20 protein-coding genes are annotated in these 23569 nt (G+C 62.3%); 9 read left to right on the top strand and 11 right to left on the bottom strand.

All coding sequences use genetic code 11. From position 1 onward, the window contains the following. Positions 1 to 29 precede the first annotated feature (29 nt). Together ACIPW4_RS11110 and ACIPW4_RS11105 are read right to left on the bottom strand one after the other, a co-directional pair. Positions 30 to 851 (bottom strand): aldo/keto reductase, encoded by an 822-nt coding sequence (locus ACIPW4_RS11110; protein WP_400657639.1) that lies wholly within the window; start codon positions 849 to 851, stop codon positions 30 to 32. Beyond that, complete coding sequence (locus tag ACIPW4_RS11105) at positions 839 to 1744, bottom strand: LysR family transcriptional regulator (RefSeq protein WP_400657638.1); 906 nt, start codon at positions 1742 to 1744, stop codon at positions 839 to 841. Before ACIPW4_RS11105 ends, ACIPW4_RS11110 begins: the two co-directional genes overlap by 13 nt. A gap of 140 nt (positions 1745 to 1884) precedes the next feature. Between ACIPW4_RS11105 and ACIPW4_RS11100 the strand changes: the two genes are divergently transcribed. From ACIPW4_RS11100 to ACIPW4_RS11085, 4 genes are all read left to right on the top strand, one after another. Continuing rightward, on the top strand, positions 1885 to 2583 hold the full coding sequence (locus ACIPW4_RS11100) for a CoA transferase subunit A (protein WP_400657636.1): 699 nt from the start codon (positions 1885 to 1887) through the stop codon (positions 2581 to 2583). A 35-nt stretch (positions 2584 to 2618) separates the two neighbouring features. Next, positions 2619 to 3275, top strand: a complete 657-nt coding sequence (locus ACIPW4_RS11095; protein ID WP_400657634.1) for a CoA transferase subunit B — start codon at positions 2619 to 2621, stop codon at positions 3273 to 3275. Between the two features lie 188 nt (positions 3276 to 3463). Then, a complete protein-coding gene (locus tag ACIPW4_RS11090; protein ID WP_400657632.1) occupies positions 3464 to 4882 on the top strand; it encodes a short-chain fatty acid transporter in 1419 nt (472 codons plus the stop codon). A gap of 141 nt (positions 4883 to 5023) precedes the next feature. Further along, on the top strand, positions 5024 to 7231 hold the full coding sequence (locus ACIPW4_RS11085; RefSeq protein WP_400657629.1) for a TonB-dependent siderophore receptor: 2208 nt from the start codon (positions 5024 to 5026) through the stop codon (positions 7229 to 7231). A 51-nt stretch (positions 7232 to 7282) separates the two neighbouring features. On the opposite strand, the gene ACIPW4_RS11080 is transcribed toward ACIPW4_RS11085, so the two are convergent. Next, on the bottom strand, positions 7283 to 8170 hold the full coding sequence (locus ACIPW4_RS11080) for a dihydrodipicolinate synthase family protein (protein ID WP_400657626.1): 888 nt from the start codon (positions 8168 to 8170) through the stop codon (positions 7283 to 7285). 34 nt (positions 8171 to 8204) lie between these two features. Next, a complete protein-coding gene (locus tag ACIPW4_RS11075; RefSeq protein WP_400657624.1) occupies positions 8205 to 8987 on the bottom strand; it encodes an aldolase in 783 nt (260 codons plus the stop codon). Positions 8988 to 9097: 110 nt separating this feature from the next. Here ACIPW4_RS11075 and ACIPW4_RS11070 point away from each other — a divergent pair, with 110 nt between their 5' ends. Together ACIPW4_RS11070 and ACIPW4_RS11065 are read left to right on the top strand one after the other, a co-directional pair. Next, entirely contained in the window at positions 9098 to 9640 is a 543-nt protein-coding gene (locus tag ACIPW4_RS11070) for a helix-turn-helix domain-containing protein (protein ID WP_400657622.1), read from the top strand. A 10-nt stretch (positions 9641 to 9650) separates the two neighbouring features. Next, positions 9651 to 10487, top strand: a complete 837-nt coding sequence (locus ACIPW4_RS11065) for a helix-turn-helix domain-containing protein (protein WP_400657620.1) — start codon at positions 9651 to 9653, stop codon at positions 10485 to 10487. Here the strand turns inward: ACIPW4_RS11065 and ACIPW4_RS11060 are convergent. Further along, positions 10432 to 11013 carry a LysE family translocator gene (locus ACIPW4_RS11060; protein WP_400657618.1) on the bottom strand — a complete coding sequence of 194 codons (582 nt, stop codon included), beginning with the start codon at positions 11011 to 11013 and terminating at the stop codon, positions 10432 to 10434. The two genes, ACIPW4_RS11065 and ACIPW4_RS11060, sit on opposite strands and share 56 nt — an antisense overlap. 260 nt (positions 11014 to 11273) lie before the next feature. Here ACIPW4_RS11060 and ACIPW4_RS11055 point away from each other — a divergent pair, with 260 nt between their 5' ends. Then, positions 11274 to 12845 (top strand): TerC family protein, encoded by a 1572-nt coding sequence (locus ACIPW4_RS11055; RefSeq protein WP_400657616.1) that lies wholly within the window; start codon positions 11274 to 11276, stop codon positions 12843 to 12845. Here the strand turns inward: ACIPW4_RS11055 and rarD are convergent. Together rarD and ACIPW4_RS11045 are read right to left on the bottom strand one after the other, a co-directional pair. Then, positions 12808 to 13695, bottom strand: coding sequence for an EamA family transporter RarD (gene rarD, locus ACIPW4_RS11050; RefSeq protein WP_400657614.1), 888 nt, complete (start codon positions 13693 to 13695; stop codon positions 12808 to 12810). The two genes, ACIPW4_RS11055 and rarD, sit on opposite strands and share 38 nt — an antisense overlap. Before the next feature lie 32 nt (positions 13696 to 13727). Then, positions 13728 to 15314, bottom strand: coding sequence for an EAL domain-containing protein (locus tag ACIPW4_RS11045; RefSeq protein WP_400657613.1), 1587 nt, complete (start codon positions 15312 to 15314; stop codon positions 13728 to 13730). A gap of 301 nt (positions 15315 to 15615) precedes the next feature. On the opposite strand from ACIPW4_RS11045, the gene hppD reads away from it, so the two are divergent. After that, positions 15616 to 16692: a 4-hydroxyphenylpyruvate dioxygenase gene (gene hppD, locus ACIPW4_RS11040; protein ID WP_400657610.1), complete on the top strand. Its 1077-nt coding sequence runs from the start codon at positions 15616 to 15618 to the stop codon at positions 16690 to 16692. Between the two features lie 15 nt (positions 16693 to 16707). Here the strand turns inward: hppD and ACIPW4_RS11035 are convergent, their stop codons facing one another. Both ACIPW4_RS11035 and ACIPW4_RS11030 read right to left on the bottom strand, forming a co-directional pair. Then, positions 16708 to 17481, bottom strand: a complete 774-nt coding sequence (locus ACIPW4_RS11035) for a CSS-motif domain-containing protein (protein ID WP_400657608.1) — start codon at positions 17479 to 17481, stop codon at positions 16708 to 16710. A 167-nt stretch (positions 17482 to 17648) separates the two neighbouring features. Next, on the bottom strand, positions 17649 to 18332 hold the full coding sequence (locus ACIPW4_RS11030) for a type 1 glutamine amidotransferase domain-containing protein (RefSeq protein WP_400657605.1): 684 nt from the start codon (positions 18330 to 18332) through the stop codon (positions 17649 to 17651). A gap of 316 nt (positions 18333 to 18648) precedes the next feature. Between ACIPW4_RS11030 and ACIPW4_RS11025 the strand changes: the two genes are divergently transcribed. Beyond that, positions 18649 to 20637 carry a response regulator gene (locus ACIPW4_RS11025; RefSeq protein ID WP_400657604.1) on the top strand — a complete coding sequence of 663 codons (1989 nt, stop codon included), beginning with the start codon at positions 18649 to 18651 and terminating at the stop codon, positions 20635 to 20637. Between the two features lie 5 nt (positions 20638 to 20642). Here the strand turns inward: ACIPW4_RS11025 and ACIPW4_RS11020 are convergent, their stop codons facing one another. Beyond that, positions 20643 to 22247 carry a response regulator gene (locus ACIPW4_RS11020; RefSeq protein ID WP_400657602.1) on the bottom strand — a complete coding sequence of 535 codons (1605 nt, stop codon included), beginning with the start codon at positions 22245 to 22247 and terminating at the stop codon, positions 20643 to 20645. Between the two features lie 105 nt (positions 22248 to 22352). Beyond that, entirely contained in the window at positions 22353 to 23408 is a 1056-nt protein-coding gene (locus ACIPW4_RS11015; protein ID WP_400657600.1) for a tetratricopeptide repeat protein, read from the bottom strand. Positions 23409 to 23569: the final 161 nt, after the last annotated feature.

Genomic DNA, 23569 nt, shown 5'->3' with positions numbered 1-23569 from the left:
CGTGCCCGCGAAGAACCCAACCCGGTCTATCAGACCATCGCCAGATGCTGCTTGCGCGTCGGTGCCGGGAACGCCCGGTCAATCTCCCGCAGGTCCTGACGGGTCAAGGTCAACGCCCCGGCAGCCGCATTCAAACGCACATGCTCCGCAGACACCGCCTTGGGAATGGCAATCACATCGTTCTCCCGCGTCACCCACGCCAGGCTGACCTGCGCCGGCGTCGCCCCGTGCCGCTCGGCGATCTCGCTCAGCACCGGGTGCTGCAATAGCCGCCCGGCCTGGGCCAGCGGGCAGTAGGCCATGGTCGGCAAGCCCCGCTGTCGGCTCCACGGCAACAGGTCGAACTCGATGCCGCGCTGCGCCGGGTTGTACAGCACCTGGTTGGTGGCGCATTCAGGGTCGTGCAGTTCACGCAGGTCATCGACGTCGAAGTTGGACACCCCCCAGTGGCGGATCTTGCCCTGCTCGCGCAAGCGCTCGAACGCCTCGACCGTTTCCTCCAGCGGGTACTGGCCGCGCCAGTGCAGCAGGTACAGGTCTATTACCTCGGTATCCAGGCGCTTCAGGCTGCGTTCGCACGCTTCAGGCACGCCGCGCCGGCTGGCATTGTGCGGGTAGACCTTGCTGACCAGGAATACCTGGTCGCGGCGCCCGGCAATGGCCTGGCCGACCACTTCCTCGGCGCCGCCGTCGGCATACATTTCCGCAGTGTCGATCAGCGTCATGCCCTGCTCGATGCCTTGTTGCAGGGCGGCCACCTCGGCCGCCTTGCGGGCCGGGTCTTCGCCCATGTACCAAGTGCCCTGGCCAATGGCCGGCACCTTGCAACCTGCCAGTTTCACGTAACGCATGTCACCTCCGGAGTCTGGGTGTGGGAAAGCACGACCTCGAGCAGCGCCTGAGCTGCCGTGGAAAGGTTGTGGTCGGCCAGGGCGATCACGCCGATGCGCCGTTCGACGGCGGGGTCGACCAGTGTCACGCAGCGCGCGCCCAGCTCCTGCATCTGGTTGATGCACAGCGCCGGTACCGCGCTGACGCCCAGGCCACTGGCGACCATGCGGCCAATGGTCGACAGCTGATGGCTCTCGAACGCCACTGCCAGTTTGCCGTGGCGCGCCGCGACGTACTGTTCCAGCAGCAGGCGCACCGCCGATGGGCGTTGCAAGGCGATGAAGTCTTCAGCCAGCAACTGTGCCCAGGTCGCCTGGGTTTGCAAGGCCAGCGGTGAATCGGCCGGCACCACAGCGACGAAACGGTCCATGTAAAGCGGGTGGAAATTCAGGCCCTCGGTGTTTTCCGGCTCGAAGCCGATGCCCAGTTCGACGCGGCGATGGCGCACCAGTTCCAGCACCTGTTCGTTGATCACGTCATGCACCGTGACATTGACCTTGGGGTAACGCTGGCGGAATACCTTGAGCGAATGGGGCAGCAGGTTGCCGGCGAAGGCGGGCATGGCAGCCACCGAGACGCGGCCAAGCTGCAGGGTGAAGCGCTGGCGCAGCATCTCTTCGGTGTCGTCCCAGTCGGCCAGCAGGCGCCGGGCCAGCGGCAGCAGCACCTCGCCTTCGGCGGTCAGGCTGACGCTGCGGGTGGTGCGGGTCAGCAGGGCGCCGCCGAGGTTTTCCTCGAGCGCCTTGATGGTCAGGCTCAGAGCCGGTTGCGACACATGCAGGTGTTCGCCGGCCTGGGCGAAGCTCTGGTACTTGGCGACGGCGACGAAGGCACGCAGTTGCTTGACGTTCATTACAGCCTCGATCGCTGTTTTGGAAAAGTTATCAATCAATGATGAAAACAAAATTAACAAATCAGTCGCCAGCGGTGAAGATGGCTACACACGCTCACCGACAGCCTCGTCGGCTCAACAACTACAAAAGGCGGATCAGCATGGCCGGACTGGACAAGCGCGTAGCAACCTATGAAGAGGCCCTGGCAGGCCTGACCGACAACATGACCGTACTGGCTGGCGGCTTTGGCCTGTGCGGCATCCCTGAAAACCTCATTGCCGAAATCAAGCGAATGGGCGTCAAGGGCCTGACCGTGGTTTCCAACAACTGCGGCGTCGACGGCTTTGGCCTGGGTGTGCTGTTGGAAGACCGGCAGATCCGCAAGATGATCGCCTCCTACGTCGGCGAAAACGCCGAGTTCGAACGCCAGCTGCTCAGTGGCGAGCTGGAAGTCGAGCTGACCCCGCAAGGCACCCTGGCCGAGAAGATGCGCGCCGGCGGCGCCGGTATTCCGGCCTTCTATACCGCCACCGGCTACGGCACCCCGGTTGCCGACGGCAAGGAAGTGCGCGAGTTCAAGGGCCGCAAGTACATCCTTGAAGAGTCCATCACCGGTGACTTCGCCATCGTCAAGGGCTGGAAGGCCGACCACTATGGCAACGTGGTGTACCGCAACACCGCGCAAAACTTCAACCCGCTGGCTGCTACCGCTGGCAAGATCACCGTGGTCGAAGTGGAAGAAATCGTCGAACCTGGCGTGCTGCTGCCCAGCGAAATCCACACCCCGGGCATCTTCGTCGACCGGGTGATCGTCGGCACCTTCGAAAAACGCATCGAAAAGCGCACCGTCAAGGCCTGAGCGCCGTCCATCAGAACAACAAAGAGATCCTGACCATGGCACTGACCCGCGAACAGATGGCGCAACGCGTCGCCCGTGAACTGAAGGACGGCTACTACGTCAACCTCGGCATCGGCATCCCGACGCTGGTGGCCAACTATGTACCGGCCGACATGGACGTGATGCTGCAGTCCGAGAACGGCCTGCTCGGCATGGGCGAATTCCCTACTGAAAGCACCCTTGATGCCGACATGATCAACGCCGGCAAACAAACCGTCACCGCTCGCCGCGGCGCGTCGATATTCGACTCGGCACAATCGTTCGCGATGATCCGTGGCGGCCACGTCGACCTCACCGTGCTGGGCGCCTTCGAAGTGGACGTTGAAGGCAACATCGCGTCGTGGATGATCCCCGGCAAGTTGGTCAAGGGCATGGGCGGCGCCATGGACCTGGTGGCCGGTGCCGAGAACATCATCGTCACCATGACCCACGCCTCCAAGGATGGCGAGTCCAAGCTGCTGCCGCGCTGCAGCCTGCCGCTGACCGGCGCCGGCTGCATCCGCAAGGTGCTGACCGACCTGGCCTACCTGGAGATCGAAGACGGCGCCTTCATCCTGCGCGAGACAGCGCCGGGGGTGAGCATCGAAGAAATCATCGAGAAAACCGCCGGCAAGCTGATCGTGCCGGACGATGTAAAGGAAATGACCTTCTAAAACCTCATACTGTCCCCCTGTAGGAGCGGCCTCGTGTCGCGAAAGGGCTGCAGAGCAGCCCCTCGATTTCAGCACCGATGCTGAGGTCAGGGGGCCGCTTCGCAGCCCTTTCGCGACACGAGGCCGCTCCTACAGGGGTTTTGTGTTTTTACTGACGTATCCGATAAGACCAATAAAAGGAAGTAACCGTGGCCGCTGAAATCCAAGACAGCCGCTCCGCCCGCTTTGCCCTGCGCTGTTCCAACTGGGCCGAACGCTGGTTCCCCGACTCCTGGGTATTCGCCGCCCTGGCCGTGCTGCTGGTGTGCATCGGTGCCCTGGCCATGGGCGCCAAGCCGACCGACACCGCCAAGGCCTTTGGTGATGGCTTCTGGAGCCTGATCCCGTTCACCATGCAGATGTCCTTCGTGGTCATCGGCGGTTATGTGGTGGCCAGCTCGCCACCCGCGGCCCGGCTGATCGACCGCCTGGCGCGTATCCCGAAGAACGGCCGCTCGGCAGTGTGCTGGGTCGCGCTGATCTCGATGCTGGCTTCGCTGCTCAACTGGGGCCTTTCACTGGTGTTCGGCGGCCTGCTGGTCCGGGCCCTGGCCCGTCGCACCGAGCTGAAGATGGACTACCGCGCCGCCGGTGCTGCCGCCTACCTGGGCCTGGGCGCTGTCTGGGCGCTGGGCCTGTCATCCTCGGCCGCGCAGCTGCAGGCCAATCCGGCCAGCCTGCCGCCTTCGATCCTGTCGATCACCGGCGTGATCCCGTTCACCGAGACCATTTTCCTCTGGCAATCCGGCGTGATGCTGGCGGCCCTGGTGATCGTCTCGCTGGTGATCGCCTATGCCACGGCACCTGGGCCGAGCAGTGCCCGCAGCGCCGAAGACTGCGGCGTCGACCCCAGCTTCACCGCGCCACCGGCACCCAAGCGTACCCGCCCGGGCGAATGGCTGGAGCACAGCCCGATCCTGATCCTGATGCTGGTGGCCTTGGCGGGCGGCTGGCTGTACCAGGAGTTCGCGACCAAGCCGGCCATTACCGCGATTTCCGGGCTGAACACCTACAACCTGCTGTTCATCATGCTCGGCGCCTTGCTGCACTGGCGCCCGCGCAGCTTCCTCGATGCCGTGGCGCGCGCCGTGCCGACCACCACCGGGGTACTGATCCAGTTCCCGCTGTACGGTTCGATCGCTGCGATCCTGACCCAGGTAAAAGGTGTGGATGAGCAGACCCTGGCCCACCACATCTCGCTGTTCTTCACCCAGATCGCCACCCACGATACCTACGCGCTGCTGATGGGCGTGTACTCGGCGGTACTGGGCTTCTTCATTCCTTCCGGCGGTGGCAAGTGGATCATCGAAGCGCCATACGTGATGCTGGTGGCCAATGACCTGCAATACCACCTGGGCTGGGCCGTGCAGATCTACAACGCGGCCGAAGCGCTGCCCAACCTGATCAACCCGTTCTACATGCTGCCGTTGCTGGGCGTGCTGGGGCTCAAGGCGCGTGACCTGATCGGCTTCTCGTTCGTGCAGTTGCTGGTGCATGTGCCGTTGGTGCTGGTGCTGCTGTGGGCGTTGGGGACCACGTTGCAGTATGTGCCCCCGGTAATGCCTTGAGCTGAACAACGGGCACGGACATCGCAATCCTTATGCTTTGCCGAAAAATCGATAACGATTCTTATATGAGATTCGTTTTCATGTGAATGCCGCCATCGGCAGTCATGGATTTTCAGCAAATGTACAAGGAGTAAGGCAGCGATGTCCGCGCCCATCAGTCGTTCCACGACCCTAACCCTGGGTTTCTGCGTCACCTTGCTCGGCACTGCCGACACGCAAGCCGAGGAGGGTGTGCTGGAACTCGGCTCTACCGAAATCCTCGCCCAGGGCCTGGGTAGCACCACCGAAAACAGTGGCTCCTACACCACCGGCAGCATGAGCGCCGCCACCCGCCTGAACCTGTCGATCAAGGAAACCCCTCAATCGGTTTCGGTGATCACCCGCCAGCAGCTCGATGACTTTCAGCTCGACAGCCTGTCCGAGGCCATGGCCCATGTCACTGGCGTGACCGTGCAGCGCAACGACTCCGAACGCCCCGCCTATTACTCGCGTGGCTACGCCATCAACAATTTCCAGATCGATGGCATGCTCAACACCTTCTCGGTGTTGAAGTCGGATTCGGACACCATCATCTACGACCGGATCGAAGTGGTGCGCGGTGCCACCGGCCTGACCACCGGAGCCGGCGATCCATCAGGTACCATCGCCATGGTGCGCAAGCGCCCGACCGGCGAGCTGGCGATCAAGAGTGGCGTCAGCGCCGGCAGCTACGACAACTACTCCACTTACCTGGATGTCGGTGGGCCGCTGGGTGGGGACGGGCGCCTGCGTGGGCGCACCGTACTGGCGTATCGCGACAGCAAGTCGTTCATGGACAGGTACGCCAGCCAGCGGGAAGTGGCTTACGGCATACTCGAGGCCGACCTGACCGACAGTACCGTGCTGGCGGTGGGTTACGACTACCAGAACAAGGATGTGCAGGGCGCTTCGTGGGGCACCGTGCCGTACTGGAACGCGTCCGGCGGCAAGGCCGACCTTCCGCGCGCCACCAACATGTCAGCACCTTGGTCGTCATGGCCCCTGAAGGACAAGACCGCATTCGTCACCCTCGACCAGCACCTGGCCAACGACTGGTCGCTGAAGGCGGCCTACACCCATCGTCAGAGTGACACCGACGGCAAGGTCTATTATGGCGGCAGCGGTTTCCCCGAGGCCGACCGCAGTGGCATGAGCGCCTTCATCAGCCACTTTTCCGGTGAAGAGAAGATGCAAGCCATCGACCTGAACCTGGCCGGCCCGTATCAGCTGTTCGGTCGCAGCCATGACTTCATGATCGGCTACGGCGTCTCCGAGCGGCGCAACCGCTCGCCGTTCTTCGCAGGCCGTAATGACCCGCCCGATTACGCACTGATACCCGACTGGAAGTACATGGGTGACGTCGTCAAGTTCAGCGATTACGACAGCGGGCGGGATGCGTCACGCTCGCACATCAAGCAGAAAGCGGGCTACATCGCCACGCGGCTGAACCCGACCGATCGGTTGCACTTCGTTTTGGGAAGCCGTTATGGCAGCTGGGAAACCGAAAGCGACTCGTGGTCCTACGACGCCAACCTGGCGCTGACCCGCGCTTCGCACAGCGAGCAGACCCAGAACGATCAGTGGACGCCATACGCTGGCGTACTCTACGACCTCACCGAGCACTACACGGTGTATGCCAGTTACACGGATATCTTCAACCCGCAGACGGTGCGCGACGTCAACGAGAAGTACCTGGAGCCGATCGTTGGCAAGGTCTACGAGATCGGCCTGAAGGGCAGCCTTCTGGATGATCGCCTGAACCTCAGCACGGCGGTGTTTCGCAGCAAGCAGGACAACGTCGCGGAACAGGACGACTCGGTGCCCCCTGGGCCCAATGGCGAAACCTACTACAAGTCCGGCGGCAAGGGCGTGGTGGTGGAGGGCTTCGAGGCCGAGATCGCCGGTGAAGTGCTGCCCGGTTGGCAGATGAGCCTGGGCTACAGCTATACCCATGCCGCCACGGGCGACAAACAGCGCAAGAACACCGAGCAACCGCTTAACCTGGTGCGTCTCTCCAGCACCTACAAGGTCACTCCGGCACTGACCGTGGGTGGCACCGTTGACTGGCAGAGCGACAACTACAAGGCCGCCAGTCGGCCAGCGGGGCGTGATGCGGATGGCAACATCATCACCGTGGCCGACACCATCAGCCAGAAGGCCTTTTCGGTGGTCGGGCTGATGGCGCGCTACCAGTTCGACGAGCACCTGTCGGCCTCGCTGAACGTGAAGAACCTGTTCGACGAGCACTACTACAACAACCTGGGCTTCTACAACGGCGTGTACCACGGGGAGCCACGGACGATGATGGTGAGCCTGGACTGGACCTTGTGACCTGTACCGGCCCCATCGCCGGCTTGCTGGCGATGGAGCCGGTACAGGCTTTCAATCGGCCAGGGTTGCCAACAATGCTGCCAGGGTCGCTCGCCCTGGCTCATCCAGCCCGAACACCGGCCGGCGGGGCTCGCCTACCGACAAACCGGTCATCTCCAGGCCTGCCTTGATGGTCGCCGGCAGCCCGCCTTTGAGAATGAAGTCGAGCAACGGCAACTGCCGGTAGAACAACGCTTTGGCCTGAGCCAGATCCCCCGCCAGTACCGCCTGGTACAACGCCTGGTTCAACCCTGGAATCAGGTTGGGTGCTGCCGTGCACCAGCCTTTGGCCCCGGCCACGAACGCCTCCAGCGCCAGCGGATTGCACCCGTTGTAGAACGGCACCTGGCCCTCGCCAAGCAGCTGCAGCTTGTGCATGCGCTGAATATCGCCCGTGCTCTCCTTGACCATGGTCACGTTGGCCACTTCGCGGACGATGCGCAGGATCAACTCCACCGACATGTCGGTGCCACTGGTGGCGGGGTTGTTGTAGAGCATGATCGGGATATCGATGGCGTCACCGATAGCGCGGTAGTGCTGGAGGATCTCGGCTTCGTTGAGTTTCCAGTAGGCGGCCGGCAGCACCATCACCGCGTCGGCGCCATGGGCCTGGGCAAAGCGGGCGCGGCGCACCGCGCTTGCAGTGGTCAGGTCGGACACGCTGACGATGCTGGGCACGCGCTTGCCGACCTGGGCGAGGCTGTACTCGGCTACCTGCTGCCATTCGCTGTCGCTGAGGTAAGCGCCTTCGCCGGTGCTGCCCAGCGGGGCGATGGCCTGCACGCCGCCGTCGATCAGGCGTTCGATGGATTGGCCCAGCGCCGGCAGGTCGAGCTGCTCGCCACCAGCGCTGAAGGGGGTGATGGTGTAGCCGATGATGCCGTGGAATTCAGTGGTCATGGTGATGGGCTCCGCAAGCAAGGGCATTCAGGAATCAGTTCAGGCAGTCGGCGTGGGCACGCAGGCTCTGCCGGGCGAAGTAGTTGAAGGCAGCGGCATGGCGCTTGGGCCGGTCGATCCAGTCGTGTGCCTCGCGGCCCAGCGCCGGGGCGATGGGTTTGAGGGTTCCAGCCGACATTGCCAGCAGCTGCAGGCGCGCGGCGCGCTCGATCAGTTGGGCATAGACGCAAGCCTGCTCGATGCTGATACCGGTCGACAGCTGGCCGTGGTGCGACAGCAGGATCGCGCGCTTGTCGCCCAGCGCGGTGCTGATGATCTCGCCTTCCTCGTTGCCCACCGGCACGCCTGGCCAGGCTTCGAGAAATGCGCAATCGTCGTAGAGCGGGCACAGATCCATGTGCGAGATCTGCAGCGGCACTTCCAGCATCGACAGGGCAGCGACGTGGGTCGGGTGGGTGTGGATGATGCAGTTCACGTCCGGCCGGGCGCGGTATACCCAGCTATGGAAGCGGTTGGCCGGGTTGGGCATGCCCTGGCCTTCGAGCACGTCGAGGTCCTCATTGACCAGCAGCAGGTTGCTGGCGCTGATTTCATCGAAACCCAGGCCCAGTTGCTGAGTGTAGAACGTACCGGGCTGCGGGCCGCGGGCGCTGATCTGCCCGGCCAGACCGGAGTCATGGCCATGATCGAAAAGAATTCGGCAGGTCAGGGCCAGCTTTTCCCGCACAGTCCACGTATTATCGGCGAGTGAGCCTTGCATCTGCGTCAGCGCCTGCTGGACCAGTTGGTCCTTGCTGTGTGTCAGGGTCTTGGCCATGGGGGATTCCTCTGTGGCGTGATGAGCAGTGTCAGTGTTGGTGACACAAATAATCCTATATGACACAAAGTGTCATAAGCAAGTCTGTGGACTCGGGAAAATCGCGTCGCATGTCTAACCGATTGAAAATGTTGAGAAAAAAACTTGGCGTCACGCTTGAAGGGTTAGCCGACAAATCCGGCATGACCAAGAGCTACCTGTCCAAGGTGGAGCGTGGCTTGAACACGCCGTCGATTGCAGCCGCGCTCAAGCTGGCGCGTGCTCTGAACGTCAATGTCGAGGAGCTGTTCGCTGAGGAGCAGGCCGGGCAGAGCCGCTACAGCCTGGTACGCCAGGGCGAGCGCCAGGCGCTGGTGGGCGATGGCCACGGGCCGGGTTATGCGGCATTGACAAGCCAGGTCGGGCAGCGCAGCCTGTTGCCGTTCCTGATCCAGCCGCCGACCGAATTCAGCGACCCGACCTTCAAGGAGCACGAGGGTGAGGAGTTTCTGTTCGTCCACGCCGGCCAGGTGGAGGTCGACTTCATGAATGAGCGGGTGTTGCTGGAGCAGGGCGATGCGCTGCACTTCAACGCCCAGACACCGCACCGCCTGCGTTCGGTCGGCGAGCAGGCGGCGCAGTTGCTGGTGGTGGTGCAGCACGGCAACGCGTGAGGGCAGGGCGATGATCGAAGTGTCGCGGTTCTGGCGGGATCCAGCCTTGCCCTTCGTCGAAGCCCGGTGCGTAGGGGATGGGCGCAAAGTCTGCTACGCCGCTCATTCCCATGAGAGCTTTTCCATCGGGGTGATTACCGGTGGTCGCAATACCTACCAGAGCGGCGCCAGCCAGGTCGAGGTCAGTGCCGGCAGCTCGGTGCTGATGAAGCCGGGGGTGGTGCACAGCTGCAATCCGATTGCCGGGCAGCCTTGGTCGTACCTGATGCTGTACGTCGACATGCCATGGCTGCAGGCCCAGGGGCTCGTGCTGCCTGTGCAGACGTTCAGCACGTCGCCTGACTTGTATGGCCGCTTGCTGCAGCTGTTTGCCGAGCTGTTCGACAATGAATTGGGCGATCGGGAAAATCGCCTGGCGCAATTTTTCAGCGACCTTCCGCGCTACCTGCAGTCAGCAACCGGTGAAACCCACTTGCAACATCCGCAACTCGACGCGGCTGCGGCATTCATCCGTGCTCATCGCGCAGACCCGTTGAGCCTCGAGGACATCTGCGTGGCCTGTGGCTTGTCCCGCTCGTATCTGATCCGCGCCTTCCGCCAGAGGTTCGGCATGACCCCGCACAGTTACCTGCTGGATCAGCGTGTGCAGCAAGCACGGGCGCAATTGCGCAAGGGCAGGGCAATCGCCGACGTGGCACTGGAGGCCGGGTTTGCCGACCAGGCGCACCTGCAGCGGGCGTTCAAGCAACGTCTTGCGGCAACGCCTGGGCATTATCGTGATACAGGCACACTCAAACCATCAGATAGGCCGCGCTACCTGCCAGCAGCACCGCGAGGCCTCGATTGAGCAGCCGCAGGTAGCGCGCCTCGTGCAGGTACCGGCGAATCACACTGCCGGCCCAGGCCCAGCAGGCCACCGAAACAAAGCAGATCGGCCCATAGATCCAGGTGAACAACCACAGCAGATGCTGTTCCCCACCGGTATAGGCACCCACGCCCGCCACCGCAGCCAGCCAGGCCTTGGGGTTCAGCCATTGCATGGCTGCGCCATGCCAGACCGAAGGTGCGCGCTGCTGATCTGATCCGCCCAGCCTGCCGTCATCGCTTGCCAGCTTCCACGCCATGTAGAGCAAAAACGCCACGCCTGCCCAGTGCAGTGCCAGACCCAGCGGCGGCCAGCGCGACAGCAGTTCGTGCAACCCCAGGCCCACCAGCATCAGCAGCAGGCAAAAACCCAGTGTCGCGCCCGTCACATGCCACAAACTCGCCCGCAGGCCGTGACGGGCACCGCTGGCGAGGGCGACGACATTGACCGGCCCGGGCGATATCGATGCGGCAAGGGCGAAAGCGGCCATGGAAAGGGACAGGCTCATCTACCATAACTCCGTGTGTTGGATGACGCCGCCATACTGCGGTTTCGAGTGACCCTGGTATTGAAGAAAAGTCCCCTGCAACGCTGTTACAGGTTTTGTAATAGTTTCGCGCTATCGGAAAAACCTGCTGTGCTTGTAGGATCTCTTTCCCTATTTTTGTTCAAGGTCCCTATGAGCACCTTCGCGGAGCCCCCCAGTTCCCGGCCTTCCTGGCCATCCTCCCCTCGTCCCCGTGACGCTTCCTTCGTGAGTACCCGCTAATGGAATGGCTAGCCGACCCCACGGCCTGGCTGGGCCTGCTGACGCTTATCGTCCTCGAGCTGGTGCTGGGTATCGACAACCTGGTGTTCATCGCCATCCTCGCCGACAAGTTGCCGCCGCATCAGCGCGACCGTGCGCGGGTCATTGGCCTGAGCCTGGCGCTGATCATGCGCCTGGGCCTGCTGGCCAGTATCTCGTGGATGGTCACCCTCACCGCGCCGCTGTTCGAAGTGTTCGGCAAGAGCTTCTCGGGCCGTGACCTGATCATGCTGTTCGGTGGTGTGTTCCTGCTGTTCAAGGCCACCATGGAACTGCACGAACGCCTGGAGGGCCACGTCACCCAGGCCAGCGGTGTGGTGCGTCACGCCGCGTTCTGGCCGATCGTCGCGCAGATCGTCGTGCTCGACGCCGTGTTCTCGCTGGACGCGGTAATCACGGCCGTGGGCATGGTCGAGGAATTGTCGGTGATGATGATCGCGGTGATCTTCTCGATCGGCATCATGATCGTCGCCAGCAAGCCGCTGACCCGCTTTGTCAATGCCCACCCGACAGTGATCATGCTGTGCCTGGGCTTCCTGATGATGATCGGTTTCAGCCTGACCGCCGAAGGCCTGGGGTTCCATATCCCGAAAGGCTACCTGTACGCGGCCATCGGTTTCTCGATCCTTATCGAGCTGTTCAACCAGCTGGCCCGGGCCCGTCGCAAGCGCAGCCTGCAGCAGCACCGGCCACTGCGTGAACGTACGGCACATGCCGTGCTGCGCCTGCTCGGTGGCCGCCGGGTCGAGGCTGACGAGGTGGGCGAAGAGATTGCCGACCTGGTCGAAGGTGGCGAGGAGCAGGTGCTGTTCGACCGCCGTGAGCGGGTGATGATCAGTGGCGTGCTGAACCTGGCCGAGCGGCCGATCCGCACGGTGATGACTGCACGGGCCGAGGTCGACGTGATCGACTTGGCGCAACCGGCGCACGCCATCACCGAGGCGCTGGCCAACTCGCCGTATTCGCGCCTGCCGTTGATTCGCGAAGGCCATATCGAAGAGCCCCTGGGCTTCGTGCACAAGAAGGAGCTGCTCAAGGAGCTGCTGACCGGCAGCCAGCCGGACCTTGAGCGCATGGCCCGGGCGCCGTTGAACCTGCTGGAGAGCTTCAGCATCCTCAACGCCCTGGAGCAGATGCGCAGCCAGTCGACGCACATTGCTTTCGTGATCAACGAGTTCGGTGACTTCACCGGCCTGCTGACCATGACCGACATCCTCGAGTCGATCGCCGGCGAGTTGCCGGATGCCAGCGAGGTGGAGGGGCCGGCGATCGTAGAGGAGAGTGGCAGCTTTGTCGTCAGTGGTGCCTTGAACCTGAGCCAGGTCCAGGCGCGTACGGGCTTCAGCGCCCGCGCCACCGAGGACTACCAGACCCTGGCGGGCCTGGTGATGAGCTTGCTGGACCGCCTGCCGGTGGTAGGTGACCGGTTGGCCTGGAATGGCTGGAGCATGACCGTGGTGGCGGTGGAGGAGCGCCGGGTACGCCAGGTGCGCCTTACACCGACGGCCGACGCTGACGCAGCAGGTGCTTGAAGCCTTCGAGCACCAGCACCAGCACTGCGGCCCAGATGGGCAGGTAGGTCAGCCACTGATCCGGGCCGATGGTTTCGCCCAGCAGCAGGGCGACGCCCACCAGCAAGACCGGCTCGACGTAGCTGAGCAGGCCGAACAGGCTGAACGGCAACAGGCGGCTGGCCAGCACATAGGCGATCAGGGCACACGCGCTGATCGCCCCCAGCATCGGGATCAACCCGTAGAGGCCGGGGTGCTGCTGCACGTCGGCCGTCGACAACGGCCCCTGGGTAACGAAATAGACGGCCCAGGGCAGCAGCAGGCACATGTCGCACCACAGGCCACCGAGGTGGTCGGTGCGGCAGCGTCGGCGCAGCACGAAGTAGATCGGGTAGCCAATCATCACCAGCAGGGTTTCCCAGGCAAAGCTGCCATGTTGGTACAACTCGTGCCCTACACCCAGTGCGGCGCAGCTCACCGCCACTTTCTGCAGGCGTGACAGACGCTCGCCGTAGACCAGACGCCCGGTGAGTACCATCGCCAGCGGCAGCAGGAAGTAGCCCATCGACACTTCCAGGCTGCGCCCGTGCAGCGGCGCCCAGAGGAACAGCCATAGCTGCACGCCCATCAACCACGAAGTACCGACCATGCCCAGCAGCAGGATCGGCGTCTGACGCACCCGTGCCAGCAGTTCGCCGACGCGCTTCCAGTCTTTGCTGACCAGCATGAACAGGGTGAGGCAGGGCAGCGTCAGCAACGTGCGCCAGCCAAAGATCTCTTCGCCGTCGAGTGGCGAGAGCAGAGAGGTATAGAAGTACATCACGGCGAACAGGCAGGACGCCATGACCGAACAGATAATGCCTTTTGACACGAATGCCTCGGATAGGGGAGTGAACGGGTGGATCAGCCGCCCATGATCTCAGGGGGCGCGCCCTGCGGCAACCGCGCGACAGCCGGGTGGGCAGCGAGCGCCTGGAGAAAGTCGGCCACCGGCATTGGCCGGGCAAACAGATAGCCCTGCTGGAAGTCCACGCCATTGCGTGCCAGGTAGTCACGCTGGACTTCGGTTTCCACCCCTTCGGCAACAATGCCCAGTCCCAGCTTCGCAGACAGCTCGATGATGCTGTCGAGAATGTGCTGCGACAAGGCATCGCCTCCGATCATGGCCACGAAGCTCTGGTCGATCTTCAGGTAGTCGACCTTGAACTGGCGCAGGTAGTTGAGGCTCGACTGGCCGGTGCCGAAGTCATCCAGGGCGATCATCACGCCCATGTCGTGCAGCTTGGCGAACAGTTCGAGGGCCACCGGTGTGGCTTCGATCAGCTTGCGCTCGGTCAGCTCCAGGGTCAGCCGAACCCGCCCAGGGGGGAAATGCTGGAGGAAGGTGCGGCAGTCGTCGAGCAGGCTGAGGTCGCGGCAGTGGTCGGCGGTAATGTTGATGCCAATGTGGAAGCCGTCATCCAGCAGCGCGGCATAGGGCGCCAGGCCCTGTGCAGTGTGCAGCATCAGGGCCCGGGTCATGGCGACGATCTGGCCGCTGTGCTCGGCGTAGGGGATGAACAGGTCGGGGCGTACCAGGCCTTCATGGGGGTGGTTCCAGCGCATCAGCACTTCAGCGCCGGCCCAGCGGTAGTCACCCTTGCGCACCACAGGCTGGAAGTACGGCAGAAACTCGTCCGCCTCCAGGGCCCGGTGCAGCTCGGCCCGTGGTGAACTGGCCCGGCGAATCTGCCAGCGGCACGCGCAGCCGGCCACCACGCCCAGCACCAACAGCAGGCTGAGCAGGGCAGGGTAATGGCTGCGCAGCAGTTCACCCTGCTTGCCGGCCGCGTAGCCCCCGTGCACGCTGAACGGGTAGTGGGTCGAACCCAAGGTCACATCGGCAGTGGCGGCGGCCGGTGGAACGCCGTCATGCACCACGCCGTCCTTGCCCATCCAGGCATCGCCGACGCGGATCTGCAACGTCGACTCTGGGCCTATCAGGCGCAAGGCGCTGAGCAGGTGATCGCCATCCACGGTAGTGATTGCACCGCGATCGCCATCGCTTGCACGGTAAACCAGCAAGGCATGACCAGGCGTCACCGAGTTGCCATTCATCAGCCACAGCCGGCCATCGGTGTAGTCATGGGCATCGACCGGCTCGTCGAAGTCGCCGAACAGCGAACTGCAATACAGGTTGTGTTGCTGAAACAGGTTGGTCGAACGGACGAAGGCATTGCGTGTGACCTGGCTGCGCAAGGCCAGCTGCGCGTCCGCGCAAGGGCTTCCTGCCAGCGGCAGCAGCGCCTGCGCGGCGCTGGCGAGGTTGTCTAGAATGTGATCGATATGCTCGACCACCTGACGCGTTGTCGCCTGGCTGGTGGTGCGCAATTCGCGCTCGATCTGCCAGTTCATCAGCGCCAGGCCACAGGCAAGCGGCACCACGCCGACGATCCAGGGCAGGAGCGTGCGCCAGCTCCAGCGAGCTGGGCGTTTGACCGTAAGGGGCATGCTGGGATGATCTTCCTGATGGCTGACGTGCTGAGGATAGCCGTTTGTCGGAGCCGGGGGCGAACTAATGCGCGACAAAGCAATTTACGCAATGTAGAATCCGGTTACGAATACAACAATAAGGTCCTTCGCTTGTGAAGGACCATCCCCCGCCGAGATGGGTCCATATGACATACCATGGGTTCAAGCTGATCATAGGTGGCTTCCTCGCCCGCAGCGTGCGCGGTATCCCGTGCTCACCTCCATTGCCGTTCCACATCCTACGCATTCATTAATTTTCGCTGCAGATGAGGGTACGAACATGGCTGACATCTTTGACAATCCAATGGGCCTGATGGGCTTCGAATTCATCGAACTGGCTTCGCCGACGCCGGGCGTACTGGAGCCGGTCTTCCAGATACTCGGTTTCACCAAGGTGGCCACCCACCGTTCCAAGGACGTGCACCTGTATCGCCAGGGCGGCATCAACCTGATCCTCAATAACGAACCCAAGAGCATCGCCTCCTACTTCGCGGCCGAGCATGGCCCGTCGGTATGCGGCATGGCGTTCCGCGTGCGCAATGCCCACGAAGCCTATGCCCGGGCGCTGGAACTGGGGGCTCAGCCGGTCGAGATCGAAACCGGGCCGATGGAACTGCGCCTGCCGGCCATCAAAGGCATCGGCGGCGCACCGCTCTACCTGATCGACCGATTCGAAGAGGGCAGCTCGATCTACGACATCGACTTCAATTTCATCGAGGGCGTCGACCGCAACCCGCAAGGGGCTGGCCTGAAGATCATCGATCACCTGACCCACAACGTCTATCGCGGGCGCATGGCCTACTGGGCCGGTTTCTACGAGAAGCTGTTCAACTTCCGCGAAATTCGCTACTTCGACATCAAGGGCGAGTACACCGGCCTCACTTCCAAGGCCATGACCGCGCCTGACGGCATGATCCGCATCCCGCTCAATGAAGAGTCGTCCAAGGGCGCCGGGCAGATCGAAGAGTTCCTGATGCAGTTCAATGGCGAAGGCATCCAGCATGTGGCCTTCCTCACCGATGACCTGCTCAAGACCTGGGACGCACTCAAGGGCTTTGGCATGCGCTTCATGACCGCGCCACCGCAAACCTATTACGAAATGCTCGAAGAGCGCCTGCCTGGGCACGGCGAGCCGGTCGACCAGCTGCAAGCGCGCGGCATCCTGCTGGACGGCGCTTCCGAGGCGGGCGACAAGCGCCTGCTGTTGCAGATTTTCTCGGCAACACTGCTCGGCCCGGTTTTCTTCGAGTTCATCCAGCGTAAAGGGGATGACGGTTTCGGTGAGGGCAACTTCAAGGCGCTGTTCGAGTCCATCGAGCGTGATCAGGTGCGCCGCGGCGTGCTCAACGCAGATTAAGTGAATGCGGCACCGTCAGCGTTTGCTGGCGGCGCCGCGATCGCGCTGTTTCCGTTGCCTGAACAGGCCCCAGTAAGTGATCGCGCCAGTGATGATCCCGACCAGTACCAGGGACGGGAAAAGCTGTTTCATCGTCTGGCGCGTTTCACGTGCCGAATAGCCCTTTTCGTAGCCCGCCTTGACGGTATAACCGTACTTGTTCGAAACAGCCTCTTTGAAAAATTCGACTTGTGATGGCGGCGCCGGATCGCGACTGTCTCCGTCTGCCCAGATATACACATCGCCAAACTCGAGCAATAAGGTCAGCCCTGTCTGAAACGCCCGCAACTCATTGCGCAGCAACAGGCCATAGGACGTGGCAATGACCCCCGCATCATCCTTGCTGAGCTGATAGGCAAGTAGAACCGAATTGGGTGTAGCAGGTGGGTCCAGCATCAGACGAAATTGCGATTTTGCATCCGGGAATACGTGATCCACTGGGTGCGGTGTTTCCAGGGTGTTGCAATAAGTTCGGCGGTCAAGGGTCAGTGCCAGAGAGCGCAGGTAGGGTGCTTTGGTGACCTGATCGAGCAATTGCGGCTGAGCACTTTCGCAACGGGTCCCTGCCAGTTCCATTGCAGCAGACGCCGAAGCGTGTATTCGGTCCAGTGCCAGGTCTACGGAATAGATCGCTTCCCTGACAGAAACTTGCGCAGTTTCTTCATGCTTCTTGTCCTGTTGATAGAACATGATCATCAATCCGGTGCCGACGGGTAGCAAACTGATTGCCAATGTCAGCAACAGTTCCACCAGGCTCTGCCCCGCAGTTTTGAATCTTGACATATGTGTTCAGCCCCCGCATTCCGGGCTGCCCGAGATGGACAGCCCAGTGGAGAGCCTATGAGTCAATCACTGCGCCTGCTGTAATCCAAGGCCATGCTTGTTTTGCGAACTGCGCTGATGAGGAGTAGGACTTTTTACGCCTTCAGCGCAGCAATGACTTTTTCGGCCAGCGGGCCTGTCGAGTTCGGGTTCTGCCCGGTAATCAGCCGACCATCACGGATAACACACGGTTTCCACGGGTCATCGTGCTTGCTGTAGTTGCCACCCCGCGCACCCAGTTCGTTTTCGGTGAGAAAGGGCACTACCTTGTCCAGTTCTGCCAGTTTTTCTTCGGTGTTGGAAAAGCCGGTTACCTGCCGGTCCTTGAGCAACAGGCTGTTGTCGCTGAGCTTGATGTTCAACAGGCCGACCACGCCGTGACAGACGGCGGCAACGATACCGTTGCCTTCGTAGATCCTGCGTGCCAGCTCCTGCAACGGCTGGTTGTCCGGGAAGTCGTACATCACCCCGTGCCCACCGGTGTAGTAGATGGCGCAGTAATCACCCGCCCTGACCTTGCCGGGGCTTGACGATGCGCCCAGGCGATTCATGAACGCTTTGTCGGCATACCATTGCCAGTCCAGGTCTGGCGCCATTTGCAGGCTATGTGGATCGATTGGCACATAACCGCCATTGGGGCTCACGTAATCGACCTCATACCCCGCTTTCTGTAAAGCGTCGACAAAATGCACCACTTCTCCCAGCCACAAGCCAGTGGCCCGCTGCAAGGTCGGGTATTTGGCCGTGTTGGTCACTACTACCAGAATCTTGTTGCTCATCACCAAGCTCCCTGGACTGTCGTTGAAGGGCAATGCGTTCCGTGGCTGGGGAAAACCTATTGAGCATAGCTGCGGTTTCGCAAGGCACTCTCTAGGTAATGGCTCTATGCTATTAGGTAACGCCTGTCTGCTGCCTCAACGAGAGGCTGTTAACAGTTCAGCTATTGCCGTGGCAAATCTTCGAGCAGATGATGCGTCAACGGATTATTTACCCATGAGCAATGGTGGAATCACGACAGTGTTCATAAACGACAAGCCACGCAAACATTCGGCGCAAGGCAGGGAAGTTGCCCAACGGCAGCCTGCGGCAGAGGGTATGGCTGAGCAGGTGGTGCAGTTCGACTGGCGCTACAGTTCGCTCGGGCCGCTGCCACATTGGCAAGCGCCTTTGCGCATAGCCGTTGACATGATGTTGCTGTCGCCGTTTCCCTGCGCGGTGGTCTGGGGTGCGCAGATGAGCGTGATTCACAACGACCCTTACTCGGCATTGCTCGAATGTGACGGCCATGCGTTGGGGCAAGGGTTCGACAAAATCTGGGCACAAGCCTGGAGCAACGTTGGGCCCTGGGTGTTCAAGGCACTCGAAGGTGCCTCGAACTTTGTCGAAGACCAGCCGCTGCGGCTCCGCTGCAAGCGAACAGGCAGCCAAGCCTGCTACGCGTTCAGCTACACACCGTTACGCGATGAGCAGCATGAAGTGGTGGGGTTTCTGCACACGGTGATCGAAACCAGCGCCAGCGTCGCTGCGTATGACCAATGGCGTGAACAGGCGTTGGCCTTCGAGCGCCAGATCGAGCGCATCCTGGCTGACCGTGATCATATCTGGCAGCTCTCCCGCGATGCCATGATCGTTGTTACCCGCGACCTGCTGCTGCAGGCGGCCAACCCGACCTGGCAGCGCGTGCTGGGCTGGACTGAAGACCAGGTTCGCGACAAGCCAGTTCTTGAACTGGTCCATCCTGCCGACAGGGCTGAGGTGGAGGTCGCGGTAGCGGGATTTCTGCGCGGCGACGGCGCTGAGCAGTTCGAGACGCGCTTGCGCCACAAGGATGGGTACTACCGCCAGTTCCGCTGGACGGCGAGTTTCGACGGCACGCTGCTGACGGCGGTGGGGCAAGACATTTCTCAGGATCGTGAAGATGCCGTGCGTCAGTCCGAGGCCTTTCTGCGGGCAGCTCAGCGGCTGGATGCCGTCGGCCATCTGGCTGGTGGCATGGCACATGAAATGAACAATCTGCTGTCGGGCATCGGCGGTAGCCTGGAGCTGTTGCAGCGGCGCATGGACCAGGGGCGCCTGGAAAACATCGACCGTTATGTGGCGCTGGCCAGCGATTCGGTGCAACGTGCCATGTTGCTCACCCATCATCTGCTGGCGTTCTCCCGTCACCAGCCGCTGTCACCCAAGGCACTCGACATCAATCGGCAGCTGACAGCCATGGAGCCGTTGTTGCGTCAGGTGCTCGGGGCCGAAATGCAACTGAGCTGGGAGCTGGACATAAATCCCTGGACCGTATTCCTGGATGTTGCGCAGCTGGAGAATGCGCTGGTGAACCTGTTCGCCAACGCACGTGAAGCCTGCCTCGGGCGTGGCCAGGTGACCGTGCGCACCATCAATGAACGCCTGACGGCGCCATTTCCGGATGAGAAAGGTGTGCCCGCGGGTGACTATGTCGCGGTGTACCTCTCGGATGACGGCCACGGTATGCCCGAGGTGGATCTGGTGCGGGCATTCGAACCGTTTTTCACCAGCAAGCCTATGGGCCATGGTGCCGGTTTGGGGCTGGCGATGGTCTATGGTTTCGTCGGCCAGTCGGGTGGCCGTGTGTGGCTCGAGTCGGCACCGGGTGAGGGTACCAGGGTGTGCATGCTGTTTCCGCGATGCCTCGAACGCATAGCCCAGGAGCCGCCGCAGCTGGTGCCTGCGGTAACCCGTGGCAGCGGGCAACGCGTGCTGCTGGTGGATGACGAACTCAACCTGCGATCGGTCATGAAAGAGTACCTGCAGGAGCACGGCCTGGATGTCTGCGATGTAACGGACGCGAACTCGGCGCTCGATCGCTTCCGACACCACGGCCCCTTCGACCTGGTGATCACCGATATCGGCTTGCCAGGTGGCTTCAGTGGGCGACAGATCGCCAGGGCGATGCGCATGGTCGAACCACAGCAGAAGATCCTGTTCATCACCGGGTTCAACGACCAGCCGCTGGCCCCGCAACTGCTGGAAACGCCTGGCACTGCGCTGATGCTCAAGCCGTTCGCGTTGGCCAGACTGCTGGACCAGGCGTTGCTGATGCTGGACGAATGAGCCGGTCAGTTCTTGCCGAGCATGTCGGCAACCCGGGCCTGCAGTTGCTTGAGTTCGAAGGGTTTGCAGATCAGTTGCATGCCCGGCGCCAGAAACCCCTCGCGGGTCATCGCAGTTTCTGCGTAGCCGGTGATGAACAGCACCGGGAGTTGAGGGCGCAGCGTGCGGGCAATCTCGGCCAGTTGGCGGCCGTTCATGCCGGGCAGGCCGACATCACTGAGCAGCAAGTCGATCGCTTGCGCTGAATGCAGCAACTGCAAGGCCTCGCTGGCATTGCTGGCGCTGCGGCACGGGTAACCCTCGTCTTGCAACGACTGGCAAAGCAGGTCGCGGACATGCGGGTCATCCTCCACAACCAGCACGTTACGGCCTTTGCCGGGAGGTGATGTACGCGCCTCAGGAACCTGGAGCTGTGGCGGATCAAGGTGGCGTGGCAGGTACAGGTCGACCTGCGTGCCATGGCCGATCTGGCTGAACAGCGCCACATGGCCAAGGGACTGCTTGCTGAAGCCGTAAACCATCGACAGGCCAAGACCAATGCCCTGGCCGACCGGCTTGGTACTGAAGAAGGGCTCAAAGGCGTGTTCAAGGGTGCTTTCTGACATGCCTTGGCCCTCGTCGATGATGCTCAGGCAGGCATAATCACCCGCGCCCAACCCCTCGACGGCGAACTGCGAAGCGTCGATGTTGCGATTGCTCGCTTCGATGCGCAAGACGCCCCCATTGGGCATGGCTTCACAGGCATTGATCAACAGGTTTTCAAGCGTTACAAGCAATTGTTCATCGTCCACCCGCACTGGCCAGAGGTCTGCGGGAAAGTGCAATTGCAGGCATACCCCGTTGTCGAGAATCGCCTCGAGGCGCTGTGGCTCCAACAGTGCCAGCAGGTCGATGCGCTGATTGTGCAGCGATTGCCGGGAGGCAAATGCCAGCAGGCGATGAGTCAGCCTCGCCGCACGGGTAACGGCTTCCTGGCCCCTCTGCAAGATCGCCTCGAGGCCCTCGCTGCGACCGTGTTTCAGGCGCCGGTCGATCAACTCGAAGCAGCCCCCGATGCTGGTCAGCAGGTTATTGAAGTCATGCGCCACACCGCCGGCCAGCTGGCCGATTGCATCCATCTTGCGGCGCTGCTGCAGGGTCTGGCCTGTGGACGTCTGTTCCTCGTTGCGTGCATCCAGGCGCTGTTGCAGATCGAGCATGTGGTCGCGAGACAGGTACTGGCGGCGCCGGTTGCGTAACGCTGACCGAGTCAGGTGCAGCAAGTGGTCATCGTCGAAGGGGGCGGCCAGCAGGGTCAGGTTGCCCAGCGCCAGGTTGTCCGCCGAGACAGTGGTCGCAGGCGTTTGCGTCAGCAACACGATGGGCAGGTCCGACCAGGCTGGCTGTTGATCGATAAAGCCGCGCAGCAGCTTGGCAGCGTCTACGGTAAGGGCCTGTTCGGCGATGATCGCCAGGCCTGCGCCTTCCACCAGGCAGTCCTGCAGCCTGCCAATATCATGCGCGCACAAACAATCCACACCGGCCGCCGCCAACAATTTCGAGGTATTGCTGGCTAGCTGATCCGGGGCCATGATCAGAGCACGTTCGTCCATCGTCGCCGAACTGGCCAATGCGATTCTCCTGAAACGGCCGGCAAGGCACAATCTGTGCCCTTGCTGCCGTCAACTGTCCGATACCCACTGGACCACGGGCACTCGACCCCGGTTCAACGCAATCTACAGCCCCTGTTGCAGGAAGGGATCGTCCGGGTTCTGCCGTTCCAGTTCGGCCAGCAGCACCTGAACGTTCTGCAACTGGCCGGTTTCCTTCCAGTACTGGATCAGCAGCACCCGCGCCCGGCGATTTGCGGGCTGGCGGCTGAGCAGGGTTTCCAGTTGCTTCTGCGCGGCATCGGACTGATCCAGCTCGTGCAGGGTCACCGCCAGGGTGTAGCGGTAATCGGCATTTTCCGGCTCCAGCTCCACTGCGCGCGACAAGGCGAGCAAGGCGTATTCACGCTGTTCATGGCGGATCAGCCACAGCCCCAGCTCGTATTGCAGAAACGCCGAATCCGGGCGCAACGCCAGGGCCTTGGCCAGCACTTGACGGGATTGGTCATGGTGACCCTGGCGTTCCAGCAAGCGTACCTGGGTGGCCAGGGCGTCGGTGCCATCCGGGGCGATGGCAAGGCTGCGCTGCAGGGCTTCGGCCGCCTCGCCGTAATCATTTTCGTGCAGGTACAGGCGCGCCAGGTGCACCTGGGCCTCGGCGTCATCGGGTTGTTTTTCCAGCGCCTGCTGGTACTGCTCCAGCGCCGTCTGCAACGGGCCGAAATACAGGCCGATGGCATCAGGGTCGAGGCCAAGCAAGGCATCGACTGCCGCAAAGCGAACGCTCTGCTCGTCATCGTCCAGCAGCGGCCCCAGCACCAGGCTGCGCTGGGACGGCGGCAACAGCTTGCGGATGCTGGCAATGGCTGCACGGCGCACCAGCGGATCGTCGTTTTCCAGGTCCAGGCGGGCCAGCTTCAGCGCTTGTGGCGAGGGGTAGTTGGGCAACTCGGCATACAGTGCGGCGCGGCGGATTGGCGTCAGGTCATCGCGCTGCAGCTGCTGGTACAGCACCCTGGCGGCACCTGGCAGGCCGTCATGTGCCTGACGCAACGCCTTGCCGTAGCTGTGTGGCGGCAGCACCGGGGCGGCGGGCTTGTCGTCGCGGCGCAGGAAGACGATGGCTATCGACACCAGAATCAGCAGCAGTACGGCGATCAGGTAGCTGTGGCGGCTGGGCATCGGGCGCTGCGATCCATGGCGGTGGGAAGGGCAGAGCTTGGGGCAGATTGCCCTGAGCTGCAACCCGCAGGGGGGCACGAGGCGATAAAAAAGCCCCGCAGACCAGGGCCTGCGGGGCAAACGGTTGGGGAGGAACCAACCAAAGGAGTCGTTGAATCGAG

It is taken from the genome of Pseudomonas sp. NPDC089996 (genome assembly GCF_044748405.1).
Lineage (GTDB): Bacteria > Pseudomonadota > Gammaproteobacteria > Pseudomonadales > Pseudomonadaceae > Aquipseudomonas.
Note: the sequence above shows the minus strand (reverse complement) of the source record. Positions and strands in the feature narration are given on the sequence as shown.